Genomic DNA, 15,263 nt, shown 5'->3' on the forward strand with positions numbered 1-15,263 from the left:
CATAGTATCAAGTTTTTTCAACACCTGATATTATGCGTTTTTCTGATTTTAAAGAATTTTGTCCAGTCTACTTCTATCTTTTTATAAAGATAAAGCGTTCTTTATCAAATTCTACAGCTAACTCATATTTCCCATCTTCATTTTGAATGATGTAGCCCAATAAAACTAAACTGTCCACAAAGATATCACGACGTTTCTGCATGAGCTGGTCTTTTTTGAGAAACTTGAGCAAAAAAGTCGTCATGTACTTGAGAGCATACTCAGGATTGACATCCCCCAAAACAGCATAGAGTTTCTGTTGATCTTCTGTCAGCGGATACTGATGTTTTACCTTATAAAAATAATTAGACAAGGTCATCTTTTCCCTAGCAAAATCCGTATACTCTTCTAGGATTGCTGCATTGGTTTGATTGCGTAATTCCGTCTGAAATCTTTTCTCCAGGATTTCTAGATAGATGGGACTATCATCTCTCACAAAGACTTCTTGGTCTAGTTCAAGAGATTCTGTAGATTCTAGAAATGGGAGATGGAGATAATAGCGTTTGTTTTCTCGAAGAATGAAACCAGCTTTAATGTATTCCTCCAAATACTTATCAACAGGTATCTCCGGAAACTGAGCCTTGATTTCACGGAGGATAACATCATCATGCTGATCAAGATAGTCTACCAAATCCCTAAAGAATGGTTGACGCGTCAAGCGAGATGGATTAAAAATCTGAATCATGAAGATTCCTTTCTTTACAAACTAAAAGTGGTGATGCTGCTAATTGACTCGGGTTAGTGCCAGGCTGATTCAAAGGTACAGAAAGTCCCAACTCTCGATAATATTCTCTCCAAAAATCACTGATTTCCTGTGTATCATCCCCAAACTTCATGGGAATGGTCTCAAAAATAGGGAGAATTTCTGCTACAAACCGGGAACAGTAGAAACCATCTCCAGCCGGGTAAAAGGAAGCATTGTAGGGAGCTCCCAGATGCTGGTCTGCTCTTTTCTTTACCTTTTGAATATCTATCTGTGGATAGCAATAGATATCGTAGAGACACTCAGATTCCAGAAATTCTGTTAGTTTTTGACAAACAATACCAGCTTTCCCACTAGCATGATAGACCTGTCCGTCCCAAAAGATGGCCACATGACTATAGTTGCCTGTGGAAATCTGGATGGCCTGTCCTATATCCGAATTATCTTTCACAAAAATCAAATCGCCATTTTCTAACATACTTCTCTCCTAGCAAAAAAGGAGCCGAGACTCCTTTTTACAATGGGTATCCCCATTTTCATTTTACAATTAAGCATTGAAGCTTTCAGTCAATTGTGGTACAACTTGTTTCTTACGTGAAACAGCACCTGGAAGGAAAGCGTGGTTGTTTTCAAGTTTGAAGTTGAAAGCTGCTTCTACTTTGTCCATGTTGGCACCAAGAGCCAAAATTTCTGAGTTTGAGTTGACGATGTCTGTAATCATCAAAACAAAATCAGAGTATCCGTTAGCTACATTTGCTGCTTGGATAGCTGCTTCGATTTCAGCTTGGCGTTCCAATACTTCAGCGATATCAACTGTATTGACTTGAGCCACACGAACGTTGGTTCCATTCAATTCAAAAGTCTTAGCATCGATGTCAATCAACTCTTCTGCTGATTTGCTTGCTAAGTTAGTACCAGCCTTGAGCATGGCAAGACCGTATTCTTCCAAGTTGACACCAGCCAATTCAGCCAATTCAGGCGCAATCACCTTATCAGATGGGTGTGTTGTTGGAGATTTCAAAAGAAGAGTATCTGAAATCAAACCTGAAAGCATCAAACCAGCGATTTCTTTTGGAACAGCTACACCGTGTTCTTTGAACATACGGTATACGATAGAAGATGCTGATCCAACTGGCTCCAAACGCATGTAAAGTGGGCTTGCAGTTTCAAAGTTAGCTACACGGTGGTGATCCACAACACCGTAAACTTCTACTTCAGCGATATCTGATACTGATTGTTGGAATTCATTGTGGTCAGTCAAAATGACTTGCTCTGCACCTTCTGCTTTAGCAGATTTAATCACGCGCGGTGCTTCCACACCAAAATAGTTCAATACGAAAGCTGTTTCTTCATTTGGAGTTCCAAGAGCCACCGCTTCTGTATCCAAACCGTATGCTTCTTTTGCAAGATAAGCAAAAGCTACAGATGAACCAATAGCATCCGAGTCTGGATTTTGGTGACCAAATACTAGAATCTTAGACATGGTAATACCTCGTTTCTTTATTCTCTTTATTGTAGCATTTTTTTCAATTTTTGACAAAAGTAAGAGGAGTCAAAGAACTCCCCCTACTCTTCAAAATGACTGAGTAAATTTTTTTCTTGGTTTTCAGATAAAAATCTTTCCTTTTGCGCTCTCTTCTTACGTTTGAGAAGTACCTCAGCCGACATTGCTTCTTCCTTACTATCGAAACCTTGAACATAGATGAGTTTTACCGGCAAACGAGCTCGTGTATACTTGGCTCCCTTACCACTATTGTGAACAGCTATTCTTTTTTTGACATCCGTTGTATAACCAGTATAGTAGGAACCATCCCGACACTCAACTACATACATATAAGCTTTATGATCCATAATAGATTTCTTGAATTTCTGGAGTATAGGAACCATCATCATTATGAACAATGAGTGGTGGCAGAACCTTAAAACCACTAGTGGAGCCGTCCTTAATAGCCTCGATCAAAAGCATATTGGCTTCCTTCTCCCGTTTAGGGTAGACAAATTGCAGACGCTTTGGAGCCAAATTGTGTTGTTGAAGCGTGTCTAAAATATCTAACAATCGATCAGGACGATGGACCATGGCTAAACGCCCATTGGATTTGAGAATACTTTGGGCACTACGGCAAATTTCCTTGAGATTGGTCGTAATTTCGTGCCGAGCCAACAAGTAGTGCTCACTCTCGTTCAGATTAGAATTTGGATCCACCTTAAAATAGGGAGGGTTGCATAAAATCAAATCAACCTTACTCCCCTGAATGTAAGCAGGCATATTCTTCAAATCATCACAAATGACCTGCATCTGTTCTTCTAAGCCATTTAATCGGACTGATCGTTCAGCCATATCTGCCAGGCGTTCCTGGATTTCAACAGACAGAATTTTCGCCTTAGTCCTGCTACTGGCAAAAAGTCCAACAGCTCCATTCCCAGCACAAAAATCCACAATTAACCCATTTTTTGGAAAACGAGGAAAGCGTGACAAAAGTACACTATCCACCGAATAGCTGAAAACCTCTCTATTTTGAATAATCTTGATATCTGTAGAAAAGAGCTGATTGATTCTCTCTCCTGATTTTAATAATTCTTCTACCATACTTCTATTATAACAAACTATATTAACATTTCAAGAGAAGAAAAATCAATTAAGATTTTTTCTTATTTAGATTAGAAATAGCTTCCTTGGTCCAGATAGGCATCATACGAGCCAAAGGAGCAAAGCCGTATTTGACACGGTCACTTGAAAAACGTCTCCGTCTCGGTAACTGATGTTTCTCTTCTTCCAAAGTCCGAATAGAAAGACTTGCTTTACCTGTATATTCGTCCAAATCGACAACCTGAACTTGAACTTCTTCACCGATTTTCAGTACATCATAGATATTCTCAATAAATCCTGTACGAATTTCAGAAATGTGAATCAAACCTGTGATACCAGTTTCTAGCTCCACAAAGGCTCCATAAGACTGAATCCCTGTAATTCGCCCAGTTAGCTTATCACCTATTTTCATACTAGTCCTCGATTTCAATCGTTTCGATGACGACATCTTCAACCGGCTTGTCCATTGCACCTGTTTCTACACCTGCAATTGCATCCAGAACTTCATAAGAAGCTTCATCTGCAAGCTGTCCAAAAACTGTGTGACGACGATCAAGGTGAGGAGTTCCACCTTGTTCCGCATAAATTTCCGCAATTGGTTCTGGCCAACCACCACGAGCAATTTCTTTCTTAGAGTATGGCAAGTGTTGATTTTGCACGATAAAGAACTGGCTACCGTTTGTATTTGGTCCAGCATTAGCCATAGAAAGGGCTCCGCGGATATTGTAAAGTTCCTCTGAAAATTCGTCTTCAAATGACTCACCATAGATTGATTCTCCACCCATACCAGTAGCAGTTGGGTCTCCACCTTGAATCATAAAGTCTTTAATAATACGGTGGAAAATGACCCCGTCATAGTAACCATCTTTTGACAGAGCGATAAAGTTGGCTACTGTTTTTGGTGCATGTTCAGGGAAAAGCTTAATACGCATATCTCCATGATTTGTTTTAATAGTCGCAATCGGACCTTCTACTGCTTCAATGTCTACTTGCGGAAAATGTAATTCTTTTTCTACCATACCAAATCCTTCTAAGGCATCAAAAATGCCATCTTCTTCTAATGTTTTTGTAATATAATCTGCTTTTTCTTTGATTTCGTCATGAGAAATCCCCATAGCAACACTAATACCTGCATAATCAAAGAGCTCTAAATCGTTAAGACCGTCTCCAAAGACCATGACGTTCTCAGGTTTAAAACCTAAATGTTCTACAACTTTTGCTACACCAGCTGCTTTTGAACCTGAAATTGGTACCACATCTGACGAATGTTCATGCCAACGTACCATACGCAAAGTCGATGCTAAACTTTCAGGCAAAGTCAGGTCATCTCCCTGATCCTCAAAAGTCCACATCTGATAGATGTCTTCTTTTTCATAAAAATCAGGATCAACATCCAAGTCAGGATAAATTGGATCAATGGCCTCACTAATCAACTCAGTTCTAGTGGAGAGTTTAGCAGTATGACTACCAACTAAACCATATTCAATCTCCACTTCCTTAGTCCAAGCAATATACTCTTCTACCTTATCCTTAGCAATTTTGTTACTATAAATGACATTGCCCTTTTTATCCTCAATATAGGCACCATTCAGAGTAACAAAAAAGTCAGGTTTAAGCTCGCGAATCTCTGGCACGACACCGAAAATCCCACGACCAGTCGCAATCCCAGTCAAAATACCTTTTTCACGCAATTGTTTAAAAACAGTTGGAATTGAGGTGGGGATAAAACCAGTCTTTGAGTTTCTCAACGTATCATCAATATCAAAAAAAATAACCTTTATCTTTTTTGCCTTATATCTTAATTTCGCATCCATCACCTTTCCTCCTTCAATTCACTCTTTCCATTATACCATAAAGTAGAGAAATCCCACATCCCCAATAAAATCCTTATCTCTTATCCAAATTCCTTTACTAGATACAAAACCAAATCATCATTATTTTGGCTAGTTGCATTCATTTCCAAGGGTTGATTTCGATACCAGACACCTGTCCCATCTGGAATGTAGCCCCGTCTGATATACAATCTCTGGGCAGGGCCATAGCCTAAGTGCAAACCTACACCAAGAGTGACCTTACTCGAAACAAACTTGACTCGTTTTTCTGCTTCTTCTAGCAGTTGATTCCCAATCCCTTGATTTCGAAAAGGCTCAAACACATTAAAATCTGATAATTCTGGATAGACTTCTGCAAAAGGACCATGTTTAGCAGAGGGCAAAATGGTAACGTAGCCCGCTACAGCACCATCAATCTCTGCAACTAAGACTTCTCTCTCCCCACTTTCCTGTTCCAGAAAATATCTAGCCAAAATATCCTCTCTACCAGGCCAACCTTGATTCATAAATCCATGAGATAAGGATTCAATATCAGACTTAATCATATTTCTAATCGTACAATTCATCTTTGACTTACCCACCTTTACTCTTTCTATTACCATTATAGCACGCCAAGGTCAGAAAAAAACTATCTCGTGAGAAAAGACCCACCCGGGTTTTAATTCGCTTTCTTGTTTTCAAGCTAATGAAAAAGAGAGCCACTCGGACCCAAACTCGCTCTCTCATTTCAAAGCTCGTGAAAAAAAGACCCAAATGGGTCTGAAAAAGAGGTCCCCCGGACCTCAACTCGCTTTCACATTTCTATGCTCGTGAAAAAAGACCCGTCGGGGTCTTAATTCGCTTTCTTGTTTTCATGCTCATGAAAAAGAGGTCCACCCGGACCCCTTTTTTTAATCTTCGTTTACGAAAGGCATCAAAGCCATTACGCGAGCGCGTTTGATAGCTGTTGTTACTTTACGTTGGTTTTTAGCTGAAGTTCCTGTTACACGACGAGGAAGGATTTTCCCACGTTCTGAAACGAAACGGCTAAGAAGCTCAGTATCTTTGTAATCAACATATTCAATTTTGTTTGCTGCGATGTAATCAACTTTTTTACGGCGTTTGAATCCGCCACGACGTTGTTGAGCCATGTTTTTTTCTCCTTTATAGTATTAATTGTCCATTAGAATGGTAAATCATCATCTGAAATATCCAAAGGATTCGTTGCTCCGAATGGATTTTCATCACGTGAAAAGTCAGGTACTGATTGAGTAGGTGCTGAATAGTTTGAACTTGGTGCAGAATAAGCTCCACCAGTATGTCCTTCACGCACACTACGGCTTTCCAACATTTGGAAATTCTCAGCCACGACTTCCGTCACGTAGACACGTTGTCCTTGCTGGTTATCGTAACTACGAGTCTGAATACGACCTGTCACCCCGATAAGTGAGCCTTTTTTAGCCCAATTAGCAAGATTCTCAGCCTGTTGGCGCCACATAACGACATTGATAAAATCAGCCTCACGTTCGCCATTTTGACTCTTAAATGTACGGTTTACTGCAAGAGTAAAAGTCGCAACTGCTACATTTGATGGGGTATAACGCAACTCAGCGTCACGAGTCATACGCCCTACAAGTACAACATTGTTAATCATAATCTACCTTCTTACGCGTCAGTTTTGACGATCATGTGACGAAGAATGTCAGCGTTGATTTTTGAAAGACGGTCAAACTCTTTAAGAGCTGCATCATCAGTTGCTTCAACGTTAACGATGTGGTAAAGTCCTTCGCGGAAATCTTGGATTTCGTATGCAAGACGACGTTTTTCCCATGTTTTTGATTCAACAACAGTTGCACCGTTGTCAGTCAAGATAGAGTCAAAACGTGCTACCAAAGCGTTTTTCGCTTCTTCTTCAATGTTTGGACGAATGATATAAAGAATTTCGTATTTAGCCATTGATATGTTCCTCCTTTTGGTCTAATGACCCCAAGACATTGCAAGGGGTAAGTGAGGTTTGCTCACAATAAATTATTATACTAGAAAAAAATTTTTTTAGCAAGTAAAAACTGCTTCTATTTTATTTTTTACAGTTTTTTTGCAGAAGTTTGTGTAATTTCTTCAACCTGAATATTCTCAGATTCAAATTTCTGTTTAAAGGTAGTTAGATCAACCGTTCCCTCAATTTGAACTTCGATAACAATCTTACCATCTTTACGTGGAATATTAACAGTATGAGAAATATTTAGATTTTCCTCAACGATTAAAGAAACAATCTTACCAAGTACCCCAACTTCATTTTCTGTGATAAAACGAACACGGATTCCCTCTTCGCCATAACCAGAAATTTCAAGAAATGCTCTGAATACATCACGGTCAGTAATGACACCATAGACTTGTCCATTATCAATAACTGGCAAGATTCCAATCTTATTTTTCAGCATAAGGTAGGTTGCATCTTCCAAACTTGCATAACCTGAGACAGTTACAACATCACGAATCATGACGTCTTTTACTTTTGTTTTATTGAGCAAGTAATTCATCTCGAAGATTGAAAGACTCGTTGCTTTTGATGGACTGGCTTCAGCAATTGTTCCTTCTGTTACTAGACCAACTAATTTATCATTTTCAATAACAGGAAGACGATGCAAACCTTGTTCGCGCATCAAGTCTGCTGCATGTGCTACAGTCGTATCTGGGCTAATATATACAACCTTTCGTGTCATAAAATCTTTAACTGCCATAGGAACTCTCCTTTATGTTTATAGCTTTATTATACACTTTTTACGAAAATCAATCAAACGCTTTCATCTCTTTTTCAAGATTCTGAAAACTCTGAAATACTATAAAAAGAGCTCTATATTAGAGCCCTCAATCTTATGATTATGTAATTTGTTTGGTAATCTTTCCCGCGAACTAAAACTATCCACTGGTTCTGATGATTCCCAAGCAATCTCTATCCGCTGACTAAAAAGGTCACCCGGACTAATGTGGATTGCTGGCGCAATCTTTATCCGCCGACTAAAAAGGTCCCACGGACTAATGTGGATTGCTTGCGCAATCCTTATTCGCAACCTAAACTAGTCTCCCAGACTATGCGAAGATTACTACGCAATCTTTATCTGCCGACTAAAACAATCCACTGGATTGTTTTAGCCACCTAGATATGCTTTTCTGACTTCGTCTGATGCTGCGAGTTCTTTACCTGTTCCTGAAAGAACGATTTTACCTGTTTCAAGAACATAGCCTCGATCTGCGATGGCTAGTGCTTTATTCGCATTTTGCTCGATCAAAAGAACAGTTGTACCTTGTTTTTGAATATCTTGGATGATATCAAAAATTTCTTGGATGAAAATTGGTGCAAGCCCCATTGATGGTTCATCTAAGAGAAGAAGTTTAGGCGTTGACATAAGCGCACGTCCCATAGCAAGCATCTGCTGTTCACCACCAGAAAGGGTAGCTGCATCTTGGTTTTTACGTTCTTCCAGACGAGGGAAACGTGAAAAGACTTTCTTCAAATTTGCTTGATTCTCTTCACGATTTTTCTTAAGAAAGGCTCCCATCTCCAAGTTTTCCATAACTGTCAAACCAGGGAAGACGTGACGTCCTTCTGGTACTTGAGAGAGTCCTGATGCCACAATTTTTTGTGCAGGCATCTTTTGGATTTCTTGTCCCAAAAATTCAATTTTACCAGAACTCGGACGAACAAGTCCTGATAGGGTACGGAGGATGGTTGTTTTACCAGCCCCGTTGGCACCGATAAGGGAAACAACTTCTCCTTCATTTACTTCAAAGCTCACATCACGTACAGCTTGAATCATACCGTAGTGTACTGAGAGGTTTTCAACTTTTAACATAGACATTAGGCTTCACCTCCAAGATAAGCTTCGATAACACGTTTATTACTCTTGATTTCATCTGGTGTTCCATGAGCAATCAAACGACCGTACTCAAGAACATAGATACGCTCAGTAACTTCCATAACCAAGTTCATATCATGTTCAATCAGCATAATAGTAATGTTGAATTCATCCTTGATGCGACGAATCAACTCAGTCAATTCTGCAGTTTCTTGTGGATTCATACCCGCTGCAGGCTCATCCAAGAAAAGGATTTTAGGTTCTGTAGCAAGAGCACGAACAATTTCCAAACGACGTTGTTGACCATAGGCTAAATTTTTAGCTAGAGTTTCAGCATCTCCATCCAAATCAAAGATTTTTAGTAATTCTAAGGCTTTAGCTTTCAATTCTTTTTCATTCTTATAAAAAGCTGGTAAGCGCAAGAAACTTGCAAAAACATGTTGCTTATGATGATTACTAAATGCAATCAGAACGTTATCCAAAACTGTCAAGTCCTTAAAAAGGCGGATATTTTGGAAGGTACGCCCTAAACCAAGAGATGCGATTTTATAGGGTTGCTTGCCATTTAACAAGTGACCATCCAAGGTTACTGTCCCTTCGCTAGGTTCATAAACACCTGTCAACAAGTTGAAGAGGGTTGTTTTCCCAGCACCATTCGGTCCAATCAAACCAACAAGTTCACCTTCGTTCAATTCGAGAGTGACGTCCCCAACGGCAGTCAGACCACCAAAATGTTTGGTTAAATTTTTTACTTCAAGTAATGCCATTAGTTTTGTCCCTCCTTCTTACCTTTTTTAAAGAGACGTGATAGGCTCAATTCCCATGTCCCAAGAAGACCACCTGGTCTGAAGATCATAACGAGTACTAAGGCCAAAGCATAGATAATCATACGAACACTGGCCACATCTTGAAGGAGCATGTTCAAGATTCCAAGAACAATCGCCGCAACAATTGCCCCTGTAATGGATCCTAAACCACCAAATACAACAATAATCAAGACATTGATAGAGTTGATAAACGTATAATCTTTTGGTACGACTGATCCGATAAATCCTGACTGAAGAGTACCTGCGATACTTGCAGTAACAGCACCAAAAACAAAAGCAATGATTTTAATTTTTGTAGTATTTACCCCTACTGACTCAGCAGCAATCTCATCTTCACGAACTGATAAGGTTAAACGTCCGATAGGACTGCGAAGGAAATTAAGAGTGGCAATCGTTGTAATCACAGCAAAGAAATATACCATTTGCCAGGTTGTAAAGTTAGGAATCCCCAAAATACCAGCAGCACCGTTTGTAAGGCTTCCACCATTAATAATGAAAATACGAATAATTTCAGCAACCCCTAAAGTTGCAACTGCAAGGTAATCACCCTTCAAACGTAGGGTTGGAATTCCAACGACCAAGGCAACCAAACCAGCAATGATAGCACCGAGCAACATAGCTCCAAAGAATGCACCATAGGTTGGAGATTTTGATCCGATAATGGCTGCTGCATAGGCACCAATAGCCATAAATCCAGCATGTCCAAGTGAAAACTGACCAGAGAACCCAACGATAAGGTTAAGACCTACTGCTAGAATAATATTGATACCGATTTGTTCAATAATCTGAATATGGAAAAGGTTCAAGACTCCTACTGAAACCAATAGACTAATCAAACCATATCCAAGCAACAAAAGGAATAACCATAGAATATTAACTTTTAAATTTTCTTTCATTGTTTACACCTTCTCTTTCACATTCTTACCGAGGATACCAGCTGGACGAACAATCAAGATTAAGAGCAAGATTCCATACACGATGGCATCACGGAAATCTGACATTCCGAAGGCGGTAGCAAATGTCTCCAAAAGACCAATAACAAAGCCACCCAGAGCTGCACCAGGGATAATTCCGATACCACCAAGAACGGCAGCCACGAATGATTTTATACCTGGAGTCATTCCCATCAATGGTTCAAGAGAGTTATAGTAAAGCGCAATCAAGACACCCGCTGCACCAGCTAGAGCTGAACCCAATGCAAAGGTGAAACTGATTGTACGGTTCACGTTAATCCCCATCAGCTGAGCAGCATCACTATCTACAGAAACGGCACGCATGGCTTTCCCCATCTTGGTTTTTTGTACGATGAGTTGTAGAAGAACCATCAAAACAAGTGAGACAGTCAAAATCAACAATTGAATATTTGTTAAACTAATTGGTCCCAAGTCATAACGAACTGTTTGGATTGCTTGAGGGAAGGCACGTGTGTTGGCACCTACCAGATAGACCATTCCATACTCCAGTAAGAAGGATACCCCGATAGCTGTAATCAATACAGAGATACGAGTTGAATGACGTAATGGACGATAAGCAAGAAACTCAATGATAACACCGAGAATTGCCGTTCCGATCATCGATAAGATCAAGGCAACAAAGAAATTTAATTGCAAGGAATTAATCAAGAAATAACCCATGAAAGCACCCATCATATAAATATCACCGTGGGCAAAGTTAATGAGCTTGATAATTCCATAAACCATAGTATAACCTAGGGCTAGCAGCGCATAGACACTCCCCAAGATTAGACCATTGACAAGTTGTTGAAGCATATGGTTCACTCTTTCTAAGTTTTATTTTTTAGGATTTTTATAAAAAAATAATCCTTTCATAAACACCGAAACAGGGAGTGAGTAAAAGCTCATTCCCCATTTACAATATCTATAATTATGGTTTTACGACTTCTGCTGCTTCAACCTTACCATTGTTCATGGTCATCATGTAAGCAGTTTTGACTGTGTTGTGGTCTGCATCGAAGCTTGTTTGACCAGTTACACCTTCAAAGTCTTTTGTTTTAGCAAGGTTATCCTTGATTTCACCAGAGTTTTTAGCACCTTTTGCTGCATTAGCTACAAGGTGAACTGAATCATAAGCCAAGGCTGCAAATGTTGATGGGTCTTCATTGTACTTAGCACGGTAAGCATCAAGGAAGGCTTTTGCTTTTGCTGAAACTTCTACAGTAGTTGAGAAGCCTGAGATAAAGTAGATGTTTGATGCGCGTTCAGCAGTTGCTTGTTGTACAAACTCTTCACCGTTGAATCCATCACCACCAATGATTGGTTTATCAATTCCCATACCACGAGCTTGGTTTACAATCTTACCAGCTTCTGTGTAGTAACCTGGTAATACGATTGCATCAAAGTCTTTATCTTTGATTTTTGTCAAAGCTGCTTGGAAGTCAGTGTCACCTGATACAAACGTTTCATCTGCTACGATTTCGCCTGAGAATGAATCACGGAATGATTTTGCAATTCCTTTAGCGTAGTCGCTTGAGTTATCAGTATACAAGACAACTTTCTTAGCGTTCAACTTGTTTGTAACATAGTTAGAAATGATTTTTCCTTGGAAACTATCTTGGAAAGTTCCGATAAAGAGGTAATCTTGACCTTTAGTCAATCCATCTTGAGTCGCACTTGGCGAAATCAATGGAACACCTGCTTTTGTAGCGTTCGCTACCGCAGCTGCAGTTGCACCAGATGTCGCAGGTCCTACGATAGCTGATACTTTAGATTGGGTTACAAGGTTAGTTGTAACTGAAGCTGCCTCAGCTGTTTCAGACTTGTTATCTTTATCAACTACTTCGATTTGTTTTCCATCGATACCGCCTGCGGCATTGATTTCATCAACGGCGAGTTGGGCACCTTTTTGTTCAGATGTTCCGTAGGCAGCTACGGCACCAGTTTCTTCGAAGTTAAATCCGATTTTGATTGTCTTTTCATCTACTGAGTTACCAGCAGTGTTTGACGCTCCAGACTTCACTTCTCCGCAGGCTGCAAGAAGTGCTACACTTGCAAGCGCCACAAACGATAGGGCAAATTTTTTCTTCATATTTTTGTCTCCTTATTTCTTAAATAAATAGCATGTTAAGAATATACCGAATTATCAGAAAATTGTCAACACATTTATCTAAATTTTTACATGATAACGTTTTCGTTATTTCTGTAGAGACTACCAACAAAGGGAGTTTCCAATTCTTGGATATGACATTGTCTCACTTTTTTAACAAATTTCTCTTTTCCTAAACGGCTAACCAGTTCTTCCACTTCTTCTGTTGGGACATAAAGTTGCAGATAACGGTGTTTTTTAGAGTGGTAACAAATATCACCATAATGATCGAGTTTTTTTGCATCACGATTATAGTATAGGTAGATAATCAGACCAGACCGATTCTCTTTTTGAAACATATTACAACTTCCTTCTAACAATCTTCTTACTATTATATCAAAAAAAGCAAACTCAGTCGAGTTTGCTTCAAAAGATTAATTCAAAGAATTATTAGCCATGATTTCATCAATGAAACCATATTCAAGTGTTTCTTGAGCGCTCATCCAGTAATCGCGTTCAGCATCTGCATGGATTTGCTCAACTGATTTACCAGAATTATCTGCAAGAATTTGCTCCAAAGTCTTACGAGTTTTAAGCAAGTGTTCAGCAGCAATCGCCATATCTGTTTGCTGTGTACCACCACCTGTACCACCCATCGGTTGGTGAATCATGTATTCTGCATTCGGAAGCATGAAACGTTTGCCCTTTGCTCCACTTGAGGCAATAATTGTTCCCATTGAAGCAGCCATCCCCATAACGATGGTTTGGACATCTGCTTTAATGAAATTCATAGTATCTACAATTGCTAAACCAGCTGAAACTGATCCACCTGGTGTATTAACATAGAGGTAGATATCTTTAGTGCTGTCTTGAGCATCCAAGAAAAGCAATTGGGCGATAACTGAATTGGCCATATTGTCTTCAACTGGACCAGTCAACATGATGATACGATCTTTTAAAAGACGTGAGTAAATGTCATATGAACGTTCTCCACGACTTGTTTGTTCAATAACTACAGGAATCATTCATTTCTCCTTCTGATTTCAATTTTTCTTAGTCAAACGACTCAATATAGGTCTATTATATCTTTTTGGTCAAAAAAGGTCAAATTTTTGCTCTATTCTAAAGACAGACACAAAAATTCAACCTCCTTTCGAGACTAAAACCAATGAACAGTTTTAGTTTATGCTTAGAATCTTATTTAGTACCGAACAAGCGGTCTCCTGCGTCACCAAGACCTGGAACGATGTAGCCATGTTCGTTCAAACGTTCATCCAAAGCTGCTGTAAAGATTTCTACATCTGGGTGAGCTTCCTGAAGAGCTTTTACACCTTCTGGAGCAGATACAAGGCAGACAAATTTGATGTTTGATGCTCCACGTTTTTTGAGGGAATCAACAGCCAAGATTGCAGAACCACCTGTTGCAAGCATAGGGTCAACCACAAAAATTTGACGTTGGTCGATATCTTCAGGTAATTTTACCAAGTATTCTACTGGTTGAAGAGTTTCTTCGTCACGGTACATACCAATATGTCCAACTTTGGCTGCTGGAACCAAGCTCAATAGCCCATCGACCATCCCGATACCTGCACGCAAGATTGGAACAATTGCCAATTTTTTACCAGCCAATTGTTTTTGAACTGTTTTTGTGATAGGTGTTTCGATTTCAACGTCTTCAAGCGGAAGATCACGAAGTACTTCATATCCCATCAACATAGCAATTTCATCTACTAACTCACGAAAAGCTTTTGTAGAAGTGTCTGTACGACGCAAGATTGACAATTTGTGTTGAATGAGTGGATGATTAATGACTTCAAGTTTTCCCATTTTCTGAATTCCTTCTTTCAATTTATTCTTCTTATTATATCAAAAAATGGTCTAAAAATCCTTCTAAACCATCTTTTTTTTTAATTTTTAAATCAAGTTAGCTTCTTGAAGAGCTGCTTGTACTGTCTCAAGTGGTAAATGGGTCAACTCGGTCCCTTTTTCACGATAGAGATACTGGGCGTAGTCGTCCATACGGTACTGGTTAATATAAACGACACGCTCACATCCTACCTGAAGCAATTGCTTGGTGCAGTTGAGACAAGGAAAATGAGTAACGTAAGCTGTAAATCCTTTTGGAACGCCACGTTCGGCTCCTTGTAAAATAGCATTCACCTCTGCATGAAGGGTACGGACACAGTGACCTTCAATCACCAAACAGTCATGGTCAATACAATGCTCTGTTCCTGATACAGAGCCATTATAACCTGTTGAAATAACCTTATTATCCTTGACTAAAACAGCTCCTACCTTGGCGCGTTTACAGGTTGAACGATTGGCAATCAATAGGGCTTGAGCAGCAAAATACTCATCCCAAGCCAGTCTTTTTTCTGTCATAACTTCTCTCCTCCT

General features: G+C 39.5%; 21 protein-coding genes. All 21 read right to left on the reverse strand.

The genetic code is table 11. From position 1 onward, the window contains the following. Nucleotides 1-73: 73 nt before the first annotated feature. Nucleotides 74-724 carry a DUF1803 domain-containing protein gene (locus QM450_RS05875; RefSeq protein ID WP_414319968.1) on the reverse strand — a complete coding sequence of 217 codons (651 nt, stop codon included), beginning with the start codon at nucleotides 722-724 and terminating at the stop codon, nucleotides 74-76. After that, entirely contained in the window at nucleotides 708-1,220 is a 513-nt protein-coding gene (locus QM450_RS05880; protein WP_414319969.1) for a YiiX/YebB-like N1pC/P60 family cysteine hydrolase, read from the reverse strand. Before QM450_RS05880 ends, QM450_RS05875 begins: the two co-directional genes overlap by 17 nt. A 69-nt stretch (nucleotides 1,221-1,289) precedes the next feature. Beyond that, the gene (locus QM450_RS05885) at nucleotides 1,290-2,225 is read right to left on the reverse strand and encodes a manganese-dependent inorganic pyrophosphatase (protein WP_414319970.1); all 936 of its coding nucleotides are present in this window, start codon (nucleotides 2,223-2,225) and stop codon (nucleotides 1,290-1,292) included. An 83-nt stretch (nucleotides 2,226-2,308) separates the two neighbouring features. Then, nucleotides 2,309-2,593: a GIY-YIG nuclease family protein gene (locus tag QM450_RS05890; protein WP_414319971.1), complete on the reverse strand. Its 285-nt coding sequence runs from the start codon at nucleotides 2,591-2,593 to the stop codon at nucleotides 2,309-2,311. Beyond that, nucleotides 2,583-3,329: a tRNA1(Val) (adenine(37)-N6)-methyltransferase gene (locus QM450_RS05895; protein WP_371561507.1), complete on the reverse strand. Its 747-nt coding sequence runs from the start codon at nucleotides 3,327-3,329 to the stop codon at nucleotides 2,583-2,585. The genes QM450_RS05890 and QM450_RS05895 overlap by 11 nt, the downstream gene beginning before the upstream one ends. 49 nt (nucleotides 3,330-3,378) lie before the next feature. Beyond that, the gene (locus QM450_RS05900) at nucleotides 3,379-3,741 is read right to left on the reverse strand and encodes a S1 RNA-binding domain-containing protein (RefSeq protein WP_000689622.1); all 363 of its coding nucleotides are present in this window, start codon (nucleotides 3,739-3,741) and stop codon (nucleotides 3,379-3,381) included. A gap of 1 nt (nucleotide 3,742) precedes the next feature. Next, a complete protein-coding gene (locus tag QM450_RS05905) occupies nucleotides 3,743-5,143 on the reverse strand; it encodes a bifunctional Cof-type HAD-IIB family hydrolase/peptidylprolyl isomerase (protein ID WP_414319972.1) in 1,401 nt (466 codons plus the stop codon). Nucleotides 5,144-5,223: 80 nt separating this feature from the next. Beyond that, entirely contained in the window at nucleotides 5,224-5,727 is a 504-nt protein-coding gene (locus QM450_RS05910; protein ID WP_049530705.1) for a GNAT family N-acetyltransferase, read from the reverse strand. Nucleotides 5,728-6,051: 324 nt separating this feature from the next. Then, entirely contained in the window at nucleotides 6,052-6,291 is a 240-nt protein-coding gene (gene rpsR, locus QM450_RS05915) for a 30S ribosomal protein S18 (RefSeq protein ID WP_000068664.1), read from the reverse strand. A gap of 32 nt (nucleotides 6,292-6,323) precedes the next feature. After that, nucleotides 6,324-6,794: a single-stranded DNA-binding protein SsbA gene (ssbA, locus tag QM450_RS05920; protein WP_049549356.1), complete on the reverse strand. Its 471-nt coding sequence runs from the start codon at nucleotides 6,792-6,794 to the stop codon at nucleotides 6,324-6,326. A gap of 11 nt (nucleotides 6,795-6,805) precedes the next feature. Next, the gene (gene rpsF / locus QM450_RS05925) at nucleotides 6,806-7,096 is read right to left on the reverse strand and encodes a 30S ribosomal protein S6 (RefSeq protein WP_414319973.1); all 291 of its coding nucleotides are present in this window, start codon (nucleotides 7,094-7,096) and stop codon (nucleotides 6,806-6,808) included. Nucleotides 7,097-7,224: 128 nt separating this feature from the next. Continuing rightward, a complete protein-coding gene (locus QM450_RS05930) occupies nucleotides 7,225-7,881 on the reverse strand; it encodes a CBS domain-containing protein (protein WP_414319974.1) in 657 nt (218 codons plus the stop codon). 408 nt (nucleotides 7,882-8,289) lie between these two features. Further along, entirely contained in the window at nucleotides 8,290-9,000 is a 711-nt protein-coding gene (locus QM450_RS05935; protein WP_045763246.1) for an ABC transporter ATP-binding protein, read from the reverse strand. Next, on the reverse strand, nucleotides 9,000-9,764 hold the full coding sequence (locus tag QM450_RS05940) for an ABC transporter ATP-binding protein (RefSeq protein ID WP_049503117.1): 765 nt from the start codon (nucleotides 9,762-9,764) through the stop codon (nucleotides 9,000-9,002). The genes QM450_RS05935 and QM450_RS05940 overlap by 1 nt, the downstream gene beginning before the upstream one ends. Continuing rightward, nucleotides 9,764-10,720, reverse strand: a complete 957-nt coding sequence (locus QM450_RS05945) for a branched-chain amino acid ABC transporter permease (RefSeq protein ID WP_000662278.1) — start codon at nucleotides 10,718-10,720, stop codon at nucleotides 9,764-9,766. Before QM450_RS05945 ends, QM450_RS05940 begins: the two co-directional genes overlap by 1 nt. Nucleotides 10,721-10,723: 3 nt before the next feature. Continuing rightward, nucleotides 10,724-11,593: a branched-chain amino acid ABC transporter permease gene (locus QM450_RS05950; RefSeq protein WP_000941435.1), complete on the reverse strand. Its 870-nt coding sequence runs from the start codon at nucleotides 11,591-11,593 to the stop codon at nucleotides 10,724-10,726. Between the two features lie 115 nt (nucleotides 11,594-11,708). Then, on the reverse strand, nucleotides 11,709-12,869 hold the full coding sequence (locus QM450_RS05955) for an ABC transporter substrate-binding protein (protein ID WP_414319975.1): 1,161 nt from the start codon (nucleotides 12,867-12,869) through the stop codon (nucleotides 11,709-11,711). A gap of 86 nt (nucleotides 12,870-12,955) precedes the next feature. Next, complete coding sequence (locus QM450_RS05960; protein WP_414284433.1) at nucleotides 12,956-13,225, reverse strand: YlbG family protein; 270 nt, start codon at nucleotides 13,223-13,225, stop codon at nucleotides 12,956-12,958. Nucleotides 13,226-13,300: 75 nt separating this feature from the next. Continuing rightward, complete coding sequence (clpP, locus tag QM450_RS05965; protein WP_000613459.1) at nucleotides 13,301-13,891, reverse strand: ATP-dependent Clp protease proteolytic subunit ClpP; 591 nt, start codon at nucleotides 13,889-13,891, stop codon at nucleotides 13,301-13,303. A 172-nt stretch (nucleotides 13,892-14,063) separates the two neighbouring features. After that, nucleotides 14,064-14,693 (reverse strand): uracil phosphoribosyltransferase, encoded by a 630-nt coding sequence (gene upp / locus QM450_RS05970; protein WP_000517029.1) that lies wholly within the window; start codon nucleotides 14,691-14,693, stop codon nucleotides 14,064-14,066. 87 nt (nucleotides 14,694-14,780) lie between these two features. After that, nucleotides 14,781-15,248, reverse strand: a complete 468-nt coding sequence (locus QM450_RS05975) for a deoxycytidylate deaminase (RefSeq protein ID WP_000136981.1) — start codon at nucleotides 15,246-15,248, stop codon at nucleotides 14,781-14,783. Between the last annotated feature and the right edge of the window lie 15 nt (nucleotides 15,249-15,263).

It is taken from the genome of Streptococcus infantis (assembly GCF_047464615.1).
Taxonomy (GTDB): Bacteria; Bacillota; Bacilli; order Lactobacillales; family Streptococcaceae; genus Streptococcus; species Streptococcus infantis_Y.

What these genes read in the sequence shown, in the direction of transcription:
- rpsR (WP_000068664.1), bottom strand. Translation starts at nt 6,291, where the DNA reads ATGGCTCAACAACGTCGTGGCGGATTCAAACGCCGTAAAAAAGTTGAT.
- QM450_RS05905 (WP_414319972.1), bottom strand. Translation starts at nt 5,143, where the DNA reads ATGGATGCGAAATTAAGATATAAGGCAAAAAAGATAAAGGTTATTTTT.
- QM450_RS05910 (WP_049530705.1), bottom strand. Translation starts at nt 5,727, where the DNA reads ATGAATTGTACGATTAGAAATATGATTAAGTCTGATATTGAATCCTTA.
- QM450_RS05940 (WP_049503117.1), bottom strand. Translation starts at nt 9,764, where the DNA reads ATGGCATTACTTGAAGTAAAAAATTTAACCAAACATTTTGGTGGTCTG.
- QM450_RS05975 (WP_000136981.1), bottom strand. Translation starts at nt 15,248, where the DNA reads ATGACAGAAAAAAGACTGGCTTGGGATGAGTATTTTGCTGCTCAAGCC.
- QM450_RS05960 (WP_414284433.1), bottom strand. Translation starts at nt 13,225, where the DNA reads ATGTTTCAAAAAGAGAATCGGTCTGGTCTGATTATCTACCTATACTAT.
- clpP (WP_000613459.1), bottom strand. Translation starts at nt 13,891, where the DNA reads ATGATTCCTGTAGTTATTGAACAAACAAGTCGTGGAGAACGTTCATAT.
- upp (WP_000517029.1), bottom strand. Translation starts at nt 14,693, where the DNA reads ATGGGAAAACTTGAAGTCATTAATCATCCACTCATTCAACACAAATTG.
- QM450_RS05935 (WP_045763246.1), bottom strand. Translation starts at nt 9,000, where the DNA reads ATGTCTATGTTAAAAGTTGAAAACCTCTCAGTACACTACGGTATGATT.
- QM450_RS05945 (WP_000662278.1), bottom strand. Translation starts at nt 10,720, where the DNA reads ATGAAAGAAAATTTAAAAGTTAATATTCTATGGTTATTCCTTTTGTTG.
- QM450_RS05950 (WP_000941435.1), bottom strand. Translation starts at nt 11,593, where the DNA reads ATGCTTCAACAACTTGTCAATGGTCTAATCTTGGGGAGTGTCTATGCG.
- QM450_RS05875 (WP_414319968.1), bottom strand. Translation starts at nt 724, where the DNA reads ATGATTCAGATTTTTAATCCATCTCGCTTGACGCGTCAACCATTCTTT.
- QM450_RS05890 (WP_414319971.1), bottom strand. Translation starts at nt 2,593, where the DNA reads ATGGATCATAAAGCTTATATGTATGTAGTTGAGTGTCGGGATGGTTCC.
- QM450_RS05955 (WP_414319975.1), bottom strand. Translation starts at nt 12,869, where the DNA reads ATGAAGAAAAAATTTGCCCTATCGTTTGTGGCGCTTGCAAGTGTAGCA.
- QM450_RS05880 (WP_414319969.1), bottom strand. Translation starts at nt 1,220, where the DNA reads ATGTTAGAAAATGGCGATTTGATTTTTGTGAAAGATAATTCGGATATA.
- QM450_RS05885 (WP_414319970.1), bottom strand. Translation starts at nt 2,225, where the DNA reads ATGTCTAAGATTCTAGTATTTGGTCACCAAAATCCAGACTCGGATGCT.
- rpsF (WP_414319973.1), bottom strand. Translation starts at nt 7,096, where the DNA reads ATGGCTAAATACGAAATTCTTTATATCATTCGTCCAAACATTGAAGAA.
- ssbA (WP_049549356.1), bottom strand. Translation starts at nt 6,794, where the DNA reads ATGATTAACAATGTTGTACTTGTAGGGCGTATGACTCGTGACGCTGAG.
- QM450_RS05895 (WP_371561507.1), bottom strand. Translation starts at nt 3,329, where the DNA reads ATGGTAGAAGAATTATTAAAATCAGGAGAGAGAATCAATCAGCTCTTT.
- QM450_RS05930 (WP_414319974.1), bottom strand. Translation starts at nt 7,881, where the DNA reads ATGGCAGTTAAAGATTTTATGACACGAAAGGTTGTATATATTAGCCCA.
- QM450_RS05900 (WP_000689622.1), bottom strand. Translation starts at nt 3,741, where the DNA reads ATGAAAATAGGTGATAAGCTAACTGGGCGAATTACAGGGATTCAGTCT.